Here is an 18,527-nt window from a genome sequence, read left to right on the forward strand (position 1 = left end):
GGATGCCGATCAGGGTTCTGGTAGTTGACGATTCGGGGTTCTTTCGTCGGCGTATCGCCGAGATCCTGGATTCCGATTCCGGCATTGAGGTCGTAGGTTCGGCCGAGAATGGCGAGCAGGCGATCGCCAAGGTCCGGGACCTCGATCCCGATGTCGTGACCATGGATATCGAGATGCCGGTGATGGACGGCATCACTGCGGTGCGCAAGATCATGGCCGAGCGCCCGCTTCCGATCCTGATGTTCTCCAGTCTCACGACCGAGGGAGCCCAGGCGACCCTGGATGCGTTGGAGGCCGGGGCGGTGGACTTCCTTCCCAAGCGCTTCAGCGACATGGCGGGGGACGAGGACAGCGCGCGCATGCTGCTTCGGCGCCGCGTGCGCTCGTTGTCACGCAGCCGGGCGCGCTCTGTCAGTGCCCCGGGCACGACCACGCCTGCGCGGGAGGCCCGGCCGTCCGCGCGCCGCGAAGAGACCGACCGTCAGGCCGCGGCCGATGCGCGCAAGCCGGCTCCGGCGGTTGCCAGTTCCCGGCCGCCGACGCCGTTACGGCAGTTGCGCGCGGTACTGATTGGTACCTCCACCGGCGGTCCAGTGGCGCTGCAGGAGGTGCTGAAGCCGCTCCCGGCGAATTTCCCGCTGCCGATCCTGCTGGTGCAACACATGCCCGCCAGTTTTACCCCGGCCTTCGCCGAACGTCTGAACGCCATGTGCAATATCGAGGTGCGTCAGGCGAAGGACGGTGATGTGCTGAAGCCGGGCGTGGCGCTGCTGGCCCCGGGCGGGATGCAGACAACGCTGGAGCGCGGCAGCCAGACGCATGTGCGAATCGCGGAGAGCTCCCTGGGCACCATCTACAAGCCGAGCGTGGATGCGGCCTTCGGTTCCGCCGTGGAGGCGCTGCGCGGGCAGGTGCTTGCCGTGATCCTCACCGGCATGGGCGCCGATGGCCGCGAAGGCACGCGGGCGCTGAAGGGCGCCGGCGCGCAGGTGTGGTCGCAGGATGCGGCGACCTGCGTGGTGTACGGGATGCCGGCGGCAGTGGCCGAGGCCGGCCTGTCCGATCATGTGTACCCGCTGCCCGAAATCGGGCCCGCACTGGTGAAGGGGTTCTGCTGACATGGATATCCTGAGCCTCATCGGGATTACCCTGGGGCTGGTGGCGGTTCTCGGCGGCAGCATTGCCAAGGGCAGTGGCCTGGGTGCGCTGTGGAATGCCGCGGCCTTCCTGATCGTGGTGCTGGGGACCCTGGGGGCGACCCTGGTGCAGGCACGGCTGTCGGTCTTCATGCACGGTATGCGCATCCTGCCGTGGGCCTTCAAGCCACCGAAGGTCGACAATCGCGCGACGGTCGAGCAGATCGTCGAGTGGTCGCATGTCGCGCGCAAGGAAGGCCTGCTAGGCCTGGAGACGCTGGCCGACGAGGAGACCGACGGCTTTGCCCGCAAGGGGCTGCAACTGCTGGTGGACGGTAGTGAACCGCAGACCATTCGCCAGATCATGGAGGCCGACCTCGACAACCGCGAGCACTTCGACCTGCAGGGCGCGAAGATCTTCGAGAGCATGGGGATCTATGCCCCGACCCTGGGGATTGTCGGCGCGGTGATGGGCCTGATGGCAGTGATGCAGAACCTCGCGGATCCGAGCAAGCTGGGGGCGGGCATCGCGGCGGCCTTTGTCGCCACGATCTACGGCATTGCCTCGGCCAACCTGCTGTTCCTTCCGGTGGCCAACAAATTGAAGTCGATTATTCAGAACCGCTCGCAACACCAGCAAATGCTGATGGAAGGTCTTATCGCCATTGCGGAAGGTGAAAACCCGCGGAACATCGAAAGCAAGCTGAGTGGCTTCATCCACGAGTGAGGTCACCATGGCGCGACGCAAGCGGGCGGAAGAACATCAGAATCACGAGGCATGGGCCATCCCCTATGGGGATCTGGTCACACTGCTGCTGGCGTTCTTCGTGGTGATGTACGCCATCTCCTCGGTGGATGACGGCAAGTACAGGGTGCTGTCCGAGTCGCTAGTGGACGCCTTTCGCGCACCGATGCAGGCCGACCCGATTCAGGTCGGGGATCCCACCGTGGCCCGGGAACGTACACCGCAGGATCTGCGTGCCCTGGTGCCTATCGAGGTCCAGCCAGGTCTGGTGGAGGATGGTCCTCAGCCCATCGACATGGCCTTGAGCGGGATGCTTGACGAGGGCCCGGACGACGCTGGGATGCAGGCGTTCCTGGACGAACTGGCGGATACCGCGCGCGAGATCGAACAGGCGATGGCGCAATGGATCGAGGATGGCGACCTGCGCGTGACGCGCGAGGCCTATTGGCTGGAGATCGAGATCACCAGCCGTCTCCTGTTTGCGTCCGGGGCGGCGACCCTGAACCCACAGGCGGAGGGTCTTCTGCAAGAGGTTGGCGAGATTCTTGCGCCACGTGTCTCCCGCGTTCATGTGGAGGGACACACGGACAATGTGCCCATCCAGACCGCGATCTATCCGTCGAATTGGGAGCTGTCGTCCGGACGGGCGGCCGCAGTGGTCAGCGTGTTCGAGGAGGTGGGGGTCGATCCGGAGAATCTGGTCGCCCTAGGCTATGGCGAGCACCGGCCGACGGCCAGCAACGACACTGCGGAGGGGCGGGCCGAGAACCGGCGCGTGTCCATCGTGGTACTGCCCGGGGCGCGTCCGCGCGCCGAGGGCGCGCAGGAACCGGAGCGCCTGCGCGAGGATCTTCCGCCCGCACCGCTCCCGATGGATGGAGACACACCATGAAGGTCTGGGCGGTTGCAAACCAAAAGGGGGGGGTGGGCAAGACCACCACCACGGTGACGCTGGGCGGGCTCCTGTCGGGCCCGGAGCAACGCGTGCTGCTGGTGGATGTGGACCCGCACGGATCGCTGACGGCGTATTTCGGCCATGATCCGGAGACCGCCACGCGCGGGGTGTACGAGCTTTTCAGCCAGTGCGCCGAGGGTGCGGATCCGGACCCGAATGGACTGATCCGCGAGACCCGGTTCCCGGGGCTGGATCTACTGACCGCGAGTACCGCGCTGGCGACGCTGGATCGCCAGCTGGGCACCCGCAGTGGCATGGGGCTGGTGCTGCGTCACGCGCTGGAGAAGATCTCGGGGCAGTACGACTACGTGTTGCTGGATTGCCCGCCGATGCTCGGTGTGTTGATGGTCAATGCGCTGGCCGCCTGTGACGAACTGCTGGTGCCGGTGCAGACAGAATTCCTCGCCCTGAAGGGGCTGGAACGAATGATCAATACGCTGAAAATGGTACAGAAATCGCGCAAGTCCGAGTTGGCGTACCGGATTATTCCGACCCTGTTCGACCGTCGTACGCGCGCGGCGCACGAGGCCCTGTCGGAACTGCGTCGTTTGTACGGCGACGACGTCTGGCCGGGCGTAATCCCGGTGGACACGAAATTCCGCGATGCCTCCAGTGCCGGGCAGCCGCTGTGTTTCATGATCCCGGACGCCCGGGGTGTGCTCGCCTACTCGGATCTGCTGGAGGCCATCGGTGGCCGGCTGTCCGAACCCCATGAACGGAGGCGACGCGGATGAACCGTTCCATAGTCGACAACCTGGCCCTGAAGGCCGAGCCGGAGGCGCTGGACGACTACTTCGGCAGCCTGCTGGACGAGCCGGAGCCCGTTCGCCCGCTTCTGCGACCAGATATCCTGGAGCCACGGCCGCCGGTAGAAGAAGCTGCGCCCGTAGTGGAGTTGGAAGCCCCGGTCCGTGAAGCCGATGCGGTGGACGTCGTCCCGGCGCCGGTAGTGGCCTCGACCCCACCAGCCCCACCGGCCGATCCAGCGGAGCGCGAGTATGCGCGGCCCGAGCAGCCGTTTTCGGCCCTCGTGATCGAGGCTGGCAACCTGACCCTGCTGGCGCCGCTACATGCGCTGGGCGGGGTGGCGCCGCTGGACAGCCTGGAAGTGCGGCCCACCCCGAATCATTCGGTCTGGTACCTTGGATTGGCGGATACCAAGCAGGGGCGGGTGCAGCTGATTGACCTGGCCGCAGTGGTGACACCGGAAGATCGTGACTACGAGCCGGATACGGCCCGGCAGGTGGTGTTCCTCGCGGGTTCGCGGTTCGCGCTGGCCTGTCGCGCGATTCACGGTACCCGGGTGATCCAGCCGGAGTCGTTGCGCTGGCGCAGCCACCGCCGGCGCCTGCCCTGGCTGGCCGGCGTGGAGCGCGAGAAGATGGCGACGTTGCTGGACCTGGAGGCGCTGGATCGCACCCTCGACGAGGGTGGCTGGGACTGATCCCGGCCGGCGCCATTCAAGCATGGCGGTAATCGGCCGATAACCCGGTCAAGACGACACCACAGGCGGCCCCCGCCGGCACGGAATATCGAGGATGACATGAGCAGCGCACAAGACGTAGAAGCCATGACCAAGGCCGACACCGCTCCGTATGTGACTTTCAGTCTGGCGGAGGAAACCTATGCGATCGACGTTCTGCAGGTTCAGGAGGTGCTCAAGGTTACCGAGATCGCCCCGGTACCGGGTGTGCCGGACTACATCCTCGGGATCATAAACCTGCGCGGGAATGTCGTTACGGTGATCGACGCCCGGCGGCGTATGGGGCTGGATGATCGCGAGTCGGATGAGGCCTCGCGCATCGTGATCATCGATGTAGACAACCAGAACGTGGGGATTCTGGTGGATTCCGTCTCGGAGGTCGTGCGGATCTCCCCGGATTCGGTCGAGCCGGCGCCCGAGGTGGGTAACGATGACAGCAGCCGCTTTATTCAGGGCGTGACCAGCACCGAGGAGGGCCTCACCATCCTGGTGGACCTGAACAGGCTGCTATCGGACGACGAGTGGGCGCAGTTGCGCGAACTGTAGCCGCGCACGTCGGGTCTACAGTCAACAGACGAGGACCATGAGGCGCAAGCCGGGAGGTGAACCATGGTCGACGAACTCCAGCCGGACCGGACTGTTCGACCGGTCCATACCACTGTTCCCGGGCGCAGTTTGAGCGACGACCATGACCGCGATCCGGTCTTTCGTCCCGCAGTGCGTCCAACCCAGCAGCGTCCGCCGCGCAAGGAAGAACGCCGCCAGCGGCGCGGCCTGATCGACGACTACGCTTGAACTCCCCGGGGACCGGCACCAACTCGGTCCGGGCGCGGGTCCGTGTCCGATTTTTTCGCCATGGCTGGTCACGCCCTCACGAATCACGCGACAATCGGCAGGCCCCGGGTTTCAGGAGTGTGCAGGCAATGGGAGAGGGAATGCTGATCTGGCTCGCCGCGTTGATTGCGTTGCTGGCGACCATCGTCGCCGGATTTGCCGTGGGGCTCGTGATTCTGTTGCGTCGGCAGTTGGTTGCCCTGCGTCAGGATTATCAGCGCCAGGCCACCTCGGTAATGGCGCTGCAAGGGGCAATGAAGGCTCTGTCCGAAGGGGTTGCGACCCACGGGCAGGCACAGGCCTCGGTACAGCGTGCCCTGGAGCGCCTGCATGACCAGCACAGCGAGCTACGCGCCCGCGAGGGCGACAGCGGTGCCTACGAGCAGGCGATTCTTCTGATCCAGCAGGGCCTGGGTCGTGAAGAGGTCCGTCGGCGTTGTGGCCTTACTTCCACCGAACTCGACTTGTTGTTCAGCCTGCACGGCTCCGGGAATGCCGGCGGTTCCGGGTTCGCCGGGCGTTCATGAGTCCCGGTCCGGCCCTTCGCGGTCCGGTCTGGACTGGCGCGAGGGGGCCTGATACCCACTGCCCCGGTCGTCGGGTGTGATCCCTGCCAGCAGGAACACAAAGGCCAGAATCTCCGCGACTGCGACGTAGAGCTCTTCCGGGATCTCGCTGCCGACGGGGACCTGCGCCAGCGCCTCGCTCAGGGCCGGGTCCTGGTGCAGCGGGATTCCGTGTTCCTCGGCAATGCGCAGGATGGCCTCGGCCGTCAGGCCCGAGCCGCTGGCTGTGATCCGCGGCGCCTGCCGACGATCCCATTCCAGTGCAACCGCCTTGGCCGGTGATCGGCCGCGGTCGGCCGTTCGGTCCCCATGATCCTTTCGTGCCATCGGCTCAGGCCTGTTCGTCCAGCATGCGATGCGAATTCGTGGGGCGCGGGTCCGTATCGACCTCGCCCTGACGTACCGACAGCCCCGTCACCGTCAGGTCGCGCTCGCCCAGCCGATCTCGGAGATAAGCCATTTCGCTGCGCAGACGCGTGACGGTATCGGCCTCGGGTGCGGTGAAGTGCACGCTGACGCCCCCATTGCGCGATGCCAGGGCGATCCGCGTCGGGCCGAGGTCACCGATATCCAGCGTCAACACAATCGACCAGGGCGCTTCGGCTTCGTCGTCGCTTCCGCCTTCGCGCTGGATCTCGCCGTAAACACCGTGGATACCCTGCTCGCTGCGCAGCGGAAGTTCGAATAACCAGCGACTGTTGCCGGGTTCGTCACTTGCGAAGGATTGCAGCGACTGGAGCTGGAGCGACGTGACACGTTTCAGGAGCCCCTCCAGAAGGCCGGACAGGGCCGTGGCCGGGGCTGGGGGAGCCGCCGAGGCGGTGGCGGGGGGCGCTTGCGCTGCAGGGCGTGCGTCCGCCGCTTGGCGAACCTGGTCTGCGGCACGCAGAAGCTGGGCCTTGAGATCTGCCGCGAATGGATGCATCGGGCCTTGACCGCGTCCGGCATGCCCCAGCATGGCCTCCATCCAGAGTCCCGATTGCTGGACGTGCTGGCGCAGGGTCTCGGGCTGTGCCAGTTGGCCCGGCGTGGGCAGGAGCTCCAGGATACGGTGCAGTGCGGGTGCGGCCTGGGCCCCGGGCATGGCGCTCGTGGCTGGCGCCCCGGTCCCGGAGGGCTGGGTCAGCAGGCCATGCAGAGCCGGCCCCAGCGGGCGTGCCCCGGGGAGCTGTAGACGCAGTTCTTGTCCCAGCCACTGCTGGGCCGGGTTGGGCGCTGAGCCGCTACTGGCGGGGCGGGGTGCGGCGCGATCCATGGTCAGGGGGAGCAGGCGGACCTCCAGGCGTGGCTCGGTGCGGGTGATCTCGGCCAGCATGGCGGTGCCGGAAGCGCCCGAGCCGGGTCGGTTCAACAAGGCCGTGGGCAATGCGCCGGTCAGCTGGGCGGTGACCACCGTGGCAGGGGGGGAGGGGCGTGTCGCGGTCGATGCGCCGCTGCGCCCCGGGGAGGGTTCGAGACGCAGCCGCACCCCGCGATCGGCAAGTACGTCCAGGACACGAACCTCGATGCGCGTTCCGGTCTGGAGGGATTGTCGCGTTCCGGTGCCCGCCCCACTGGCCACATTGCCGGGGGGTGTCCAGCCGGGAATGCGCGGACCGCCAAGGTCGACCATCAATGGATCTCGTGATGCAAAGCCTCAGCATGGCATACCGGAGGGCGCGGAATGAAACGGCCCGCCCAGGATGCCCGGTTTGTTATCCTGATGCCTTTCGCGATTCGGACTGTGGAGCGATGTCGAAGATACGTGTACTGATGGTTTGCCTGGGCAATATTTGTCGCTCGCCGATGGCCCATGGGGTGTTCGAGGCGCGGGTGCGCGAACACGGACTGAGCGAGGCCATCGAGGTCGATTCGGCCGGAACCGCCGGGTATCACGTGGGAGCGAAGGCGGATAGCCGGGCCCGCCAGGAGGCGCGCTCGCGCGGCTACGATCTGGAACATCTGCGCGCGCGCCGGCTGGAGCCCGAGGATTTCCTAGAGTTCGATTATATCCTGACCATGGACGACGCAAACTACCGCAATGCCGAGCGCATCCGTCCGGCAGATGCGCGGGCGGAGTTGCTGCGGTTTCTGGACTTTGCGCCACAGTTCGGCGAACACGAAGTCCCGGACCCGTACTACGGCGGGGACGAAGGGTTCGTGCACGTCATGGACCTGGTGGAAGCGGCAGCGGATGGGTTGCTGGAACATATCCGCGATCGCCACACGTTGAAGGCCTCCTGACAGCACTGCCGGGCGAGTGGCGGACCGGGCGCAGGAGTCGCTGCCGGAGTCGACTGGCGCAGGGTCGCGTGCAAGCCGCGCCAAAGGCGTCGGTCTGACCCTTCTGGAAGATCATCCATTCGGAATCCCGAGGCCAGAACCAAAAAGGGCCCGCCAATAGGCGGGCCCTTTTTGGTTGGACGAGGGACCTCGTCCTGTCAGTCGTCGCCTTTTCGGTTCGGACTTTCGGCGGCCGGTTCCGCTGGCTCGGCAGTGGGCTTGGGCGCGGCAGGTTTGTCGTCTTTCGCCTCCGCAGGCTTTTCTGCTTTCACTTCGTCCGGCCTTGAAGCAGAGGCCCCTTCATCGGAGGGGGTGGTCTCCGCCTTGGTCGCCTTTGGCCGCCGGGTTCTTGGCTTGGGAGCGGTGTCCGGCGGTTCCGTCGGGGTCGCATCGGTCTTGCTCGCGGCATCCCCGGCATCGGCTGCGGACTTCTTGGCCCGGGCCGGGCGCTTGGCCGGGGCCTTGTCGCTTTGGCCTGTGGCGTCCGCCGTGTCCGGCTTCGCAGCCGGCTCGGCTTTTGGGGCCGGTTCCCGGGAATCGGAAACGGCCGGCTGGCTTTCCGTCGGGGTGTTCGGCTCGCTGGAGCCCGGAGTCCCTTCGCCGGCGGAGGTGTCTGAGGAGGCCGGGGCCGGCTTGCGGCCGCGACCACCGCGGCTACGCCCCTTGGCGGGCGCGGCGTCCTTGGGGACGCCATCGTCGGGGCTGGCCTTTTCCGGTGGCGGGGTACTCTCGCCACCGTCCCGGGTTGGGGCAGAGGACTCGGGGTTCTGAGCTTCTTTGGGCGTCTCAGCGTGCGCCTTTCCGGTGTCGGCCGAGGCGGCCGAATCCGGGGCGGCCGTATCACTGCCGGATTCCGGAGCGGAACCCTCGTTTGCAGTGTTCTGCGCACCATCGGTGCCGGCTTCGCCGGCGTTTTCGCCAGAACGTCCACGACCGCCACGACGCCGGCCACCGCGACGGGAACGGCGGGAACGGGTGCTGCGACCCTTGCTGCCGTCATCCTCGTCCGACTTCTCCGGTCCGTTACCCGCAGGAGTGTCCGCGGCTTCGCTAGTGGCGGCCTCGTCCTTGTCCCGTGCTGGTTTCTCGGCCGGCTTCTCGGCCGGTTTCGAGTCTGCGGACTTCTCGGGTCCCCTGGTGTCAGGCGTCCGGCTTTCGGCGGCTTGTTTCGGAGATTCGTTGCTCGTGCCCTTCGCGGCATCGGCATCTTTCTTGCCGCCACGACGGGAACGGCCCTTGGCACCATCGGGCTTGGTGCCATTGCCCTTGGCACTATCCGTCTTGTCGGGTGCGCCCTTCTTGCCCTTGTCGGTCTCGTCACGCTTGTCGCCGGTATTGCGGCCGCCGTTGTCGGCCTTTTTCCGACTGCCCCCGCGGCCGCTGCCCTTGCCGCCGCGGTTGCTTTCGCCGGCGCGCCCGCGACCTCCGCCCTTGCGGCTGTCTTCCTGTTCATCTTCCGGTCCGTCTGCCGGACGCGCGTTGGGGAACAGCGAGGACCAGATGCGCGTGAAGAATCCGGGCTTCGCCACCGGCTGTGACGTCTCTGGAGCGGAGGGTGCGCTGTCGCTGACCGGGGCCGGCCCGGTCATCTTGACGCCCTGGACCAGTGGCTTTTCGACCTTGCTGCGGCGCTCCTGATGCGGATCGCTCTCGTCCTCGGTGGTCTCCACCAGTTCGTGCGAGCCGCGGTCGCTGATCGCCTCTTCGCGTTCGTCGCCGCGCACGCGGCGGACCTCGAAGCGTGGAGTAAGGTACTGCGGGTTGGGGATGATGCTGATGTCGACCTTGTGACGCTCCTCGATGTCGTTGATCGATTCGCGCTTCTCGTTCAGCAGGAAGGTGCCCACGTCGACCGGGACCTGACCCATCACCAGGCCCGTGCGGTCCTTCATCGCCTCTTCCTCGATCAATCGCAGGATCGACAGGGCGAGGGATTCCACGCTACGGATCTGGCCGTGACCCTGGCAGCGCGGGCAGGTGTTCTGGCTGGATTCCCCCAGCGATGAACGCAGGCGCTGGCGCGACATCTCCAGCAGGCCGAAGCGGCTGATGCGCCCGACCTGGACCCGGGCGCGATCCATCTCCAGCGCTTCGCGCAGGCGGTTTTCGACCTCCCGCTGGTGCTTGTTGGCGTTCATGTCGATGAAATCGATCACGATCAGGCCGCCCAGGTCGCGGATGCGCAACTGGCGCGCGACTTCTTCCGCCGCCTCCAGGTTGGTGTGGAAGGCGGTCTCCTCGATGTCGCCACCCTTGGTCGAGCGCGCAGAGTTGACGTCGATGGAGATCAGGGCTTCGGTGTGGTCGATGACCAGCGCACCGCCGGAGGGCAGGGTGACGTCGCGGTCGAATGCGCTCTCGATCTGGCTCTCGATCTGGTAACGATTGAACAGCGGGACCGGGTCGTCGTAGCGCTTGAGCTTGCGCAGGCTGTTGGGCATGACCAGACGAACGAATTCCTCGGCCTGCTGGTAAACGTCGTTGTCATCGATGATGACCTCGCCGACGTCGTTGCGCATGTGGTCGCGCAGGGCGCGGATGATGACGTTGCTTTCCTGGTGGATCAGCGCCGGGGTCTTGGCCTTTTCCGCCGCTTCGGTGACCGCCGCCCACAGGGCAGTCATGTAATCCAGATCCCACTGGAGCTCTTCGGTGGTACGCCCGACGCCCGCGGTACGGGCGATTACGCCCATGCCGTCCGGCATCGTCAGTCCGGAGAGTGCGTCACGCAGGGAGGCGCGGTCTTCGCCCTCGATGCGGCGCGAGACTCCACCGGCTTTCGGGTTGTTGGGCATCAGGACCAGATAACGGCCGGCCAGGCTGATGTAGGTAGTCAGCGCGGCACCCTTGTTGCCGCGCTCTTCCTTTTCCACCTGGACGAGGAGTTCCGTGCCTTCCTTCAGGAAGTCGCGGATTGGCTTGTCGCTGTCGGCAGGGGCGCCAACCGCGGAATGAGCGATCTCCTTGAACGGGAGGAAGCCGTGGCGATCAGCACCAAAGTTGACGAACGCGGCCTCCAGGCTCGGTTCGACGCGGGTGATCTTGGCCTTGTAGATGTTCGCCTTTTTGCGTTCGCGCGAAGGCAGTTCGATATCCAGGTCGTACAGCCGCTGGCCGTCGACCATGGCGACCCGCAACTCTTCCGGCTGCGTGGCATTGATCAGGATGCGTTTCATGCATTGGACTCGGTAGGGCGTCCTGGCGTCCGGCGGGGAAGATCGGGGTCCGGGGTGCGGCGATCGAGCGGCGGCACGGCAACGCTTGCGCACGCGTGCTCGCAGCGGCGGCGCGTAGCACAAGCCAACGCGCCAGCCAGGTGTTCACCAGCAACCACGGGATCAGTCGCCTGCGGGAGGCGTAGCCGGGGAGACAGGACTGGGTTAGAAGAAATAGCGTCACAGTGTCGCTTTGTGGCGATGGCCCTTCGACCGGAGGCTGCGTTCAGCCTGTGGATCGAAGCGGCGGGTGATTCGAGGCGCGTTGCAGGCGTAGCACAGCAACGTACCGTGGGCCAATGTAGGGCATAACCCCCCGTCCGGGCAAGTTTTTCCGCCCGCAAGGGGGATGGGTGCAGTAGCCCGGTGAGCGCGGCTCCGGTAGCATCCCGCGCCATGAAAGCAACGCGCGAACCCTCCGGCCCACGTACCTTCCAGGTCACCGAGCGTGGTGACGGTCAGCGGCTCGACAACTTCCTGCTCCGCGAACTGAAGGGCGTGCCCAAGGGCCTGATCTACCGCCTGGTCCGTCAGGGTGCCGTGCGGGTGGATGGGCGCCGGGCCAAGGCGCACAAGCGCCTGGTTGTCGGCAACGAGGTCCGGGTGCCGGATCTGGATCGACCGGAGGCGGCCAGCAGCGAGATCCCGCCGAAGGTACTGGACCGGTTGCGTCGGGCGATTATCCACGAGGATGACGATGTGCTGGTGCTGGACAAGCCGTCCGGCCTGGCGGTGCACGGCGGGAGCGGGCTGGCGTTTGGCATTATCGAGGCGATGCGCCAGTTACGGCCGGATATCGAGCTGGAACTGGGGCACCGCCTGGATCGCGAGACCAGTGGCTGCCTGCTGCTGGCCAAGCGCCGCTCGGCGCTGCAAGAGTTCCATGCCGCGTTGCGTGAAGGGCGGGTCGAGAAGCGCTACCTGGCGCTGCTGGTGGGGCAGTTCGCGGGGGGACAGACCATCGAATGCGATGCCCCGGTCGCCAGTGGCCGACAGGAAGACGGCCGCCGCCGGATGCGTGCGGGCGAGACCGACAGCGACGGACCGCGGGCACGGGAAGCCCGGAGCGTCTTTGTCCCGCTGGAGGTGCACGGTGCCTTCCAGTTGGCGGAGGTGAAGATCGGGACCGGCCGCACGCACCAGATTCGCGTCCACGGTCAGTCGATCGGCCATCCGGTGGGGGGCGATCACGACTACGGCTTGCCGGATGCCAATCGCAGCCTGCGGCGCCATGGGCTGAAACGGCTGTTCCTGCACGCACAGGCACTGGCATACCAGTCGGCGGACGGCGAGCGACATATCTTCTCCGCCCCGTTGCCGGACGAGCTGACCGCGGTGCTCGCGAGCCTGGATGCCGGAGGCGAGGACGACGCATGATGACCCCGTTGCTGCCACCGGAGGAGGGCGACCTGCGCCTGGTTGTGTTTGACTGGGATGGAACGCTGATGGACTCGCCTCGCCGGATCGTGCACTGCCTGCAGCGTGCGGCGAAGGATACCGGTGCCCCGGTGCGGGACGAGGCGACGCTGCGCAATATTATCGGGCTCGGGGTTCAGGCAGCGGTCCGCGAGCTCTACCCGGACGCCGATGATGCCTTCGTGCAGCACTTTTCCGACACCTATCGCGAGTGTTATCTGGCGGCTGACGATGCCCCGGAGACCCCGCTGTTCGCCGGCGTGAGCGACCTGCTCGACTGGCTGGATGCGCGCGAGATCCTGCTGGCCGTGGCGACCAGCAAATCGCGACGGGGACTGGACCAGGCCCTGGAGGCGACCGGTCTGGGCAGGTACTTCGTGGCAACCGCCACGGGCGACGAATACCCGTCGAAGCCGAATCCGTCCATGCTCCAGTCCGTGATGGGGCGCGCGGGGGTGGAACCGGCCCGCACGCGCATGGTCGGTGATAGCGTTTATGATCTCGAAATGGCGCGGCATGCTGGAGTACCGGCCGTGGCTGTCACCCACGGGGTGCATTCGCCGGAACGCCTGAGTGACGAATCCCCCCTGGCCTTGCAGCCGGATCTGGAATCGCTGCTTGAGGCGTTCCGGCGGGCTGAAGGTACAACTTAGAAAAGGAATGACGATGGGCTGGGCGAACGAGAACAAACCGGGCTGGGAACGCGAGGCCCTGGAGAACCTGGTCCAGGCACAGGTGATCGAGCAACGCCGGGCCCGACGCTGGGGCATCTTCTTCAAGCTGTTGTTCTTCTTCTACCTGGTCGCGCTGCTGATCCTGGTACGCGGCGGCGATCTGGGGCTTTCGGGGATGTTCGAGAGCGAACGCGAGCCCACCGAACACGTGGCCGTGGTCGAAGTCGAGGGGCTGATTGCCTCCAGCGCGGCGGCCAATGCCGAGGACATCTCCAAGGTGCTGAAAGAGGCCTTCGAGGCGGCTGGCACCCAGGCGGTAATGCTGCGTATCAACAGCGGGGGCGGAAGCCCGGTGCAGGCCGCCAACGTGCACGACGAGATCCTGCGGCTAAAGGAGAAGCACGCGGATATCCCCGTGTATGCGGTCATTGGGGATGTGGGCGCCTCGGCGGCCTATTACATCGCGGTAGCGGCGGACGAGATCTATGCCAGCCAGGCCAGCATGGTGGGTTCGATCGGCGTGCGCATGGACAGCTTCGGGCTCGTGGATCTGATCGACAACATCGGTGTGGAACGACGGCTGTTTACCGCCGGCGAGAACAAGGGGTTCCTGGACCCGTTCCTGCCCTTGGACGATGACCATGTGAATCACCTCGACGGGGTGCTGCAGGGCGTGCACGAGCAGTTCGTGGACGTGGTGCGTGCCGGTCGTGGCGATCGCCTGGTCGAACGCGACGATCTGTTCAACGGCCTGATCTGGACGGGCGATCGATCGGTGGAGCTCGGCCTGATCGATGGCATCGGCACGGACCGCAGCGTGGCGCGCGACGTGATCGGTGTGGAGAAGATGGTGGAGTTCAAGCCGCGGCGCAGTGCGCTGCAGTTGCTGTTCGAAGACCTCGGCATGGCGGCCTTCCAGCAATGGATGAGCTGGGAGACCACGCCGCAGTGGCGCTGAGGCGCGCTGCCCGGCCTCCCAGTCTGCGGGTCAGCTGCGATCGATGCGGGTGACGCGGGCGATCATGCCGATCACCGGATGGTCCAGGTAGAACAGTTCGTCGCCGGAGTTCATGCGCTGGCTGCCGCGTACCGTTATCGCGCGCGGCGGCTGGTCCCCCTGCGGATCCTCGACGTGGTAGATCAGGTCGGTCTCCAGGTGCAGGAATCGCCCCACCCAGATACGCAGTCGGCCCTCCAGCTCGAAGCGTTCGTCCTGTTCCTCCATCAGCGGACGCGGCATCCGGTCGGCCTCGTCGCGCAGAAGATCACGCGTACCGATTCGCCGTCCCTGCTGCACGCGCAGCCAGGGGGCGGAGGCGTGGTCGCGTCCAGTCTGATCCCAGGCCAGGCTCGCCAGGATGCGCCCGGCGCCGGAGTCCTCCACCCGGCGTACCACGCGCTGCAGTTCAAAGCCCCTGCGTGAGTCGCGATAGATCCGCCCGCCCAGTTCGGATTCGCCGAGCATGGCCTCGCGCGGCGCGGCGAGCTCCATCTGCAGCCGACGGCTCTCGTCCGTGCGATGCTCGAAGATCACCAGTTCGATGCGATACTGGCGTCCGGCCTGTGCCAGGGCCGGTCCCGTGGCGCCAGCCAGGGGCAGGGCGGCCAGCCCGCCCAGCAGGCGGCGTCGAAGGGGGTTGTGGGGTTCGGATGGGTCGTTGCGCATTCAGGCGGCCTGTTGTTCGGGGCTGATGGTGTTCAAGAGGCGCAGGACGGCCTGCGCCCGAGCCTCCAGTGTCTCCATCGGCGCAAAGAAGCGGAAGGCCTTCTGGCCATCCAGTTTGTACATTTGCGGATCGGATTGCACCAGCTGGATCAGGGCCGCGATGTCCAGATTGGGACTCGGGCCAAAAACCAGGCGTCCGCCAGCAGGGCCCAGTTCCAGCTTGCGTATCCCGAGCGGGGTCAGCTTCAGCCGCAGACGGGCGGCCTCGAACAGGGCCTTGGCCGGGTCCGGAAGCAGGCCGAAACGGTCCACCAGTTCGACTTCAAGCTCGCGAAGGGCATCGGAGGTCGGTGCGCTGCTGATGCGCTTGTAGAGGATCAGCCGGGTGTGCACGTCGGGTACGTAGTCGCCCGGGAGCAGGGCGGGAAGGCCCAGTTCCACCTCGGTCCCGGTAGCCGCGGGCCCTTCGAGTTCCGGCATATTGCCGGAGCGCAGGGCATTCACGGCGCGGTTGAGCAGGTCGTTGTACATCGAGAATCCGACCTCGTGGATCTGCCCGCTCTGCTCGTCGCCGAGCAGCTCGCCGGCACCCCGAATCTCCAGGTCGTGGCTGGCCAGGGTGAAGCCCACGCCCAGGTCCTCCAGCGATGCGATGGCCTCCAGCCGTTTCTTGGCATCGGCGGACATGGCCTTCTCAGGCGGGGTGATCAGGTAGGCGTAGGCGCGGTGGTGTGAACGCCCGACGCGGCCACGCAACTGGTGCATCTGTGCCAGGCCCAGCTTGTCCGCACGGTTCATTATGATGGTGTTCGCGGTGGGGACGTCGATGCCGGTCTCGATGATGGTGGTGCACACCAGGATGTTGTAGCGCCGGTGATAGAAGTCGAGCATCACCTGTTCCAGTTCGCGTTCGCGCATCTGCCCGTGGGCAATGCCGACCCGTGCCCCGGGCAACAGCTCCTGCAGGCCCTGGGCAGTGCGTTCGATGGTGTTGACCTCGTTGTGCACGAAGTACACCTGGCCCCCGCGCCGGATCTCGCGCAGGCAGGCCTCCTGGATGATGGCGTCGTTCCATTCGTTGACGAAGGTCTTGATCGCCAGGCGGTCGCGCGGTGGTGTGGTGATCACCGACAGATCGCGCAGGCCGGCCAGGGCCATGTTCAGGGTGCGCGGGATCGGCGTGGCGGTCAGCGTGAGCATGTCGACCTCGGCGCGCATCTTCTTCAGCGCCTCCTTGTGGCGCACGCCAAAGCGCTGTTCCTCGTCGACGATCACCAGGCCGAGGTTGGAGAAGTCCAGGTTGGCCTGCAGCAGCTTGTGGGTGCCGATCACGATGTCGACCTTGCCGTCTTTCAGGCCCTCCAGTACCGCGGCCTGCTGCTTGGCGCTGCGAAAGCGTGACAGCGACTCGATGTGGACTGGCCAGTCGGCGAAGCGGTCGGTGAAGTTCTGGTGGTGCTGCTGGGCGAGCAGGGTGGTCGGGACCAGGACCACGACCTGCTTGTTGTTCTGCACCGCGACGAAAGCGGCGCGCATCGCGACCTCGGTCTTGCCGAAGCCCACGTCGCCACAGATCACGCGATCCATGGGGCGGGTGTCGGCCATGTCCGCGAGCACGGCGTCGATGGCCTGTTGCTGATCCAGGGTCTCCTCGAACGGGAACCCGGCGGCGAAGGCGTGATACTCGGCGGTGTCGGTAGCGAAGACCGTGCCCTGTTTCGCCGCGCGCCGGGCATGAATATCGAGCAGTTCGACGGCCACGTCCCGCGCCTTTTCCGCCGCCTTCTTGCGCGCCTTGCCCCATTGCTCGCTGCCGAGCCGGTGCAGGGGGGCGTGCTCGGCATCCGCGCCGGTATACCGGCTGATGAGGTGCAGCGAGGACACGGGGACATAGAGCTTGGCCTCGTCGGCGTACTCGAGCGTCAGGAACTCCGAAGGCTGGCCGTTGAAGTCCAGGGTCTGCAGCCCGAGATAACGGCCGACGCCCTGTTCCTCGTGGACCACCGGTGCACCGATGGTCAGGTCGCTGAGGTTCTGGATGACCGCGTCTGCGTCCCGCGTGGTGCGGTTGCGTCCGCGGGTCTGGCGCGCGCGTTCTCCGAGCAGGGCGGCCTCGGGGGCGACGGCCACACCCTCGGGCAGCACAAAGCCCTCGCCGAGCGCGGCCACGGTGACGTACAGGCCGGGTTCGGCGGTGAGGAAGGCGTCCCAGTCGTCCACGGCATGATGGGGTACGGCCTGGTCCCGCAACAGCGTCAGCAGGGCCTCGCGGCGACCGGCGGATTCCGCGGTCAGGAGCACGCGCTGTTGCCCCTCGACAAAGACCTTCAGGGGCTGGGCTGGATCGTCGCGGCCCTGCTGCATGCCGAGTTCCGGCAGCGCGTCGCAGGCAAATGCGATGTCCGCGCCGCGTCCCGCGGGGAGCGGGGCGGCCGGGTCGCCCAAGGCAATGCCGGAGTGCTCGCGCAGTGCGCCGGCCAGGCCGTCGACGTCCAGGTAGAGCCGTTCGGGCGGCAGCAGCGGTCGATCATACTGATGGCTGAGCTGTTCAAAGCGGTCATGGATCTCCTGGGCGAACTCCTCGGCTGCCCCGGCGATGTTGCCGACCTGCACCATCTGGACCTCGGGGCAGTAGTCGAACACCGTGTCCATGCCCTCGAAGAACAGCGGCAGGTAGGCCTCGATACCCGGCGGGACCAGGCCCTCGCTGATGTCGCGGTAGATCGGGTGCTTGGCGGGATCGCCTGAGAAATGCGCCCGGTAGCGGGTGCGGAATTCGCTGATGGAGGTATCGTTCAGCGGGAATTCGTGGCTGGGCAGGATCTCCAGTCGCTCGACCTTTTCGGTGGAGCGCTGCGACTCGGGGTCGAAGCGGCGCAGGGAGTCGATCTCGTCATCCAGGAACTCGATGCGCACGGGTTCGTCCGCGCCCATCGGAAACAGGTCGAGAATCTCCCCGCGGGCGGCGAATTCGCCATGGCTGATGACCTGCTGAACGGCGCTGTACCCGGCCTCGGTGAGGTTCTCGCGCAGGGTCATGCGGTCCAGGCGCTGGCCGGTTTGCAGCGAAAGGCCCTGGGTGGTCAGCCAGTCGCGCGGCGGCAGGCGCTGCATCAGGGTCGAGACCGGCATCAACACGATCCCGCGTTCCAGCCCCGGCAGGTGGTACAGCGTGCGCAGGCGTTCGGAGATGATGTCCTCGTGCGGGGAGAAGACATCGAACGGCAGGGTCTCCCAGTCCGGCAGGCGCAGCAGCGGCAGGTCGTGGTCGCCGGCGAAGAACTCCCACTCTTCCTGCCAGCGGTCGGCCGCCTCGTTGGATTCCGTGATCACCAGAAGTGGCCGGGCGAACTCGCCGGCGTTCCGCGAAAGTGCGAGCGTCGCCGCCGAGGCATTGAGCCCCGACCACACCTCGAAGCCGGAGCCGGGGAGGCGGCCGGGATGGAGCGGGTTGCGCCGTTGTTCGGACATGGGCCTGTTGTTCGGTCGGGAGGGGCGGAAAGGGCCGCGATTATACGGATTCCGCCTGACGGGTGCGCGTGAGCCAGAGGACGCCCTGACGAATCGGTTTGTGC

Annotated in this window: 17 protein-coding genes; 12 read left to right on the forward strand and 5 right to left on the reverse strand. The window is 66.4% G+C overall.

The window, feature by feature from the left end:
• Nucleotides 1–2: 2 nt before the first annotated feature.
• The 8 genes from F792_RS0111525 (at nucleotide 3) to F792_RS0111560 (ending at nucleotide 5,680) form a co-directional block, all read left to right on the forward strand.
• The gene (locus F792_RS0111525) at nucleotides 3–1,118 is read left to right on the forward strand and encodes a chemotaxis response regulator protein-glutamate methylesterase (protein WP_018169733.1); all 1,116 of its coding nucleotides are present in this window, start codon (nucleotides 3–5) and stop codon (nucleotides 1,116–1,118) included.
• A 1-nt stretch (nucleotide 1,119) separates the two neighbouring features.
• Nucleotides 1,120–1,863, forward strand: a complete 744-nt coding sequence (locus F792_RS0111530; RefSeq protein WP_018145737.1) for a flagellar motor protein — start codon at nucleotides 1,120–1,122, stop codon at nucleotides 1,861–1,863.
• Between the two features lie 7 nt (nucleotides 1,864–1,870).
• On the forward strand, nucleotides 1,871–2,773 hold the full coding sequence (gene motD, locus F792_RS0111535) for a flagellar motor protein MotD (RefSeq protein WP_018169734.1): 903 nt from the start codon (nucleotides 1,871–1,873) through the stop codon (nucleotides 2,771–2,773).
• A complete protein-coding gene (locus F792_RS0111540) occupies nucleotides 2,770–3,570 on the forward strand; it encodes a ParA family protein (RefSeq protein ID WP_018169735.1) in 801 nt (266 codons plus the stop codon). The genes motD and F792_RS0111540 overlap by 4 nt, the downstream gene beginning before the upstream one ends.
• The gene (locus tag F792_RS0111545; protein WP_018169736.1) at nucleotides 3,567–4,280 is read left to right on the forward strand and encodes a chemotaxis protein CheW; all 714 of its coding nucleotides are present in this window, start codon (nucleotides 3,567–3,569) and stop codon (nucleotides 4,278–4,280) included. The genes F792_RS0111540 and F792_RS0111545 overlap by 4 nt, the downstream gene beginning before the upstream one ends.
• A gap of 126 nt (nucleotides 4,281–4,406) precedes the next feature.
• Nucleotides 4,407–4,865 (forward strand): chemotaxis protein CheW, encoded by a 459-nt coding sequence (locus tag F792_RS0111550; RefSeq protein WP_018145733.1) that lies wholly within the window; start codon nucleotides 4,407–4,409, stop codon nucleotides 4,863–4,865.
• Between the two features lie 63 nt (nucleotides 4,866–4,928).
• A complete protein-coding gene (locus F792_RS0111555; protein WP_018169737.1) occupies nucleotides 4,929–5,114 on the forward strand; it encodes a hypothetical protein in 186 nt (61 codons plus the stop codon).
• A 140-nt stretch (nucleotides 5,115–5,254) separates the two neighbouring features.
• Entirely contained in the window at nucleotides 5,255–5,680 is a 426-nt protein-coding gene (locus tag F792_RS0111560; protein WP_018169738.1) for a DUF2802 domain-containing protein, read from the forward strand.
• Here F792_RS0111560 and F792_RS0111565 read toward each other — a convergent pair.
• Both F792_RS0111565 and F792_RS0111570 read right to left on the reverse strand, forming a co-directional pair.
• Nucleotides 5,675–6,046: an EscU/YscU/HrcU family type III secretion system export apparatus switch protein gene (locus F792_RS0111565; RefSeq protein ID WP_018169739.1), complete on the reverse strand. Its 372-nt coding sequence runs from the start codon at nucleotides 6,044–6,046 to the stop codon at nucleotides 5,675–5,677. The genes F792_RS0111560 and F792_RS0111565 overlap by 6 nt on opposite strands.
• Nucleotides 6,047–6,050: 4 nt before the next feature.
• A complete protein-coding gene (locus F792_RS0111570) occupies nucleotides 6,051–7,331 on the reverse strand; it encodes a flagellar hook-length control protein FliK (RefSeq protein WP_018169740.1) in 1,281 nt (426 codons plus the stop codon).
• Nucleotides 7,332–7,450: 119 nt separating this feature from the next.
• Here F792_RS0111570 and F792_RS0111575 point away from each other — a divergent pair, with 119 nt between their 5' ends.
• Nucleotides 7,451–7,942 carry a low molecular weight protein-tyrosine-phosphatase gene (locus F792_RS0111575; RefSeq protein ID WP_026313054.1) on the forward strand — a complete coding sequence of 164 codons (492 nt, stop codon included), beginning with the start codon at nucleotides 7,451–7,453 and terminating at the stop codon, nucleotides 7,940–7,942.
• A gap of 197 nt (nucleotides 7,943–8,139) precedes the next feature.
• Here the strand turns inward: F792_RS0111575 and F792_RS0111580 are convergent, their stop codons facing one another.
• Nucleotides 8,140–11,157, reverse strand: coding sequence for an Rne/Rng family ribonuclease (locus F792_RS0111580; RefSeq protein ID WP_018169742.1), 3,018 nt, complete (start codon nucleotides 11,155–11,157; stop codon nucleotides 8,140–8,142).
• Between the two features lie 435 nt (nucleotides 11,158–11,592).
• On the opposite strand from F792_RS0111580, the gene F792_RS0111585 reads away from it, so the two are divergent.
• From F792_RS0111585 to F792_RS0111595, 3 genes are read left to right on the forward strand one after another with little or no spacing between them, the layout of a single operon-like run.
• Complete coding sequence (locus tag F792_RS0111585) at nucleotides 11,593–12,573, forward strand: RluA family pseudouridine synthase (RefSeq protein ID WP_018169743.1); 981 nt, start codon at nucleotides 11,593–11,595, stop codon at nucleotides 12,571–12,573.
• Nucleotides 12,570–13,265, forward strand: a complete 696-nt coding sequence (locus F792_RS0111590) for an HAD family hydrolase (RefSeq protein ID WP_018169744.1) — start codon at nucleotides 12,570–12,572, stop codon at nucleotides 13,263–13,265. The genes F792_RS0111585 and F792_RS0111590 overlap by 4 nt, the downstream gene beginning before the upstream one ends.
• Nucleotides 13,266–13,278: 13 nt before the next feature.
• Entirely contained in the window at nucleotides 13,279–14,244 is a 966-nt protein-coding gene (locus F792_RS0111595) for a S49 family peptidase (RefSeq protein WP_018169745.1), read from the forward strand.
• 30 nt (nucleotides 14,245–14,274) lie between these two features.
• Here the strand turns inward: F792_RS0111595 and F792_RS0111600 are convergent, their stop codons facing one another.
• Nucleotides 14,275–14,952 carry a CsiV family protein gene (locus F792_RS0111600; RefSeq protein ID WP_018169746.1) on the reverse strand — a complete coding sequence of 226 codons (678 nt, stop codon included), beginning with the start codon at nucleotides 14,950–14,952 and terminating at the stop codon, nucleotides 14,275–14,277.
• Entirely contained in the window at nucleotides 14,953–18,423 is a 3,471-nt protein-coding gene (gene mfd / locus F792_RS0111605) for a transcription-repair coupling factor (RefSeq protein ID WP_018145722.1), read from the reverse strand.
• Nucleotides 18,424–18,527 lie beyond the last annotated feature (104 nt).

It is taken from the genome of Thioalkalivibrio sp. ALMg9 (assembly GCF_000380625.1).
GTDB classification, from domain to species: Bacteria; Pseudomonadota; Gammaproteobacteria; order Ectothiorhodospirales; family Ectothiorhodospiraceae; genus Thioalkalivibrio; species Thioalkalivibrio versutus.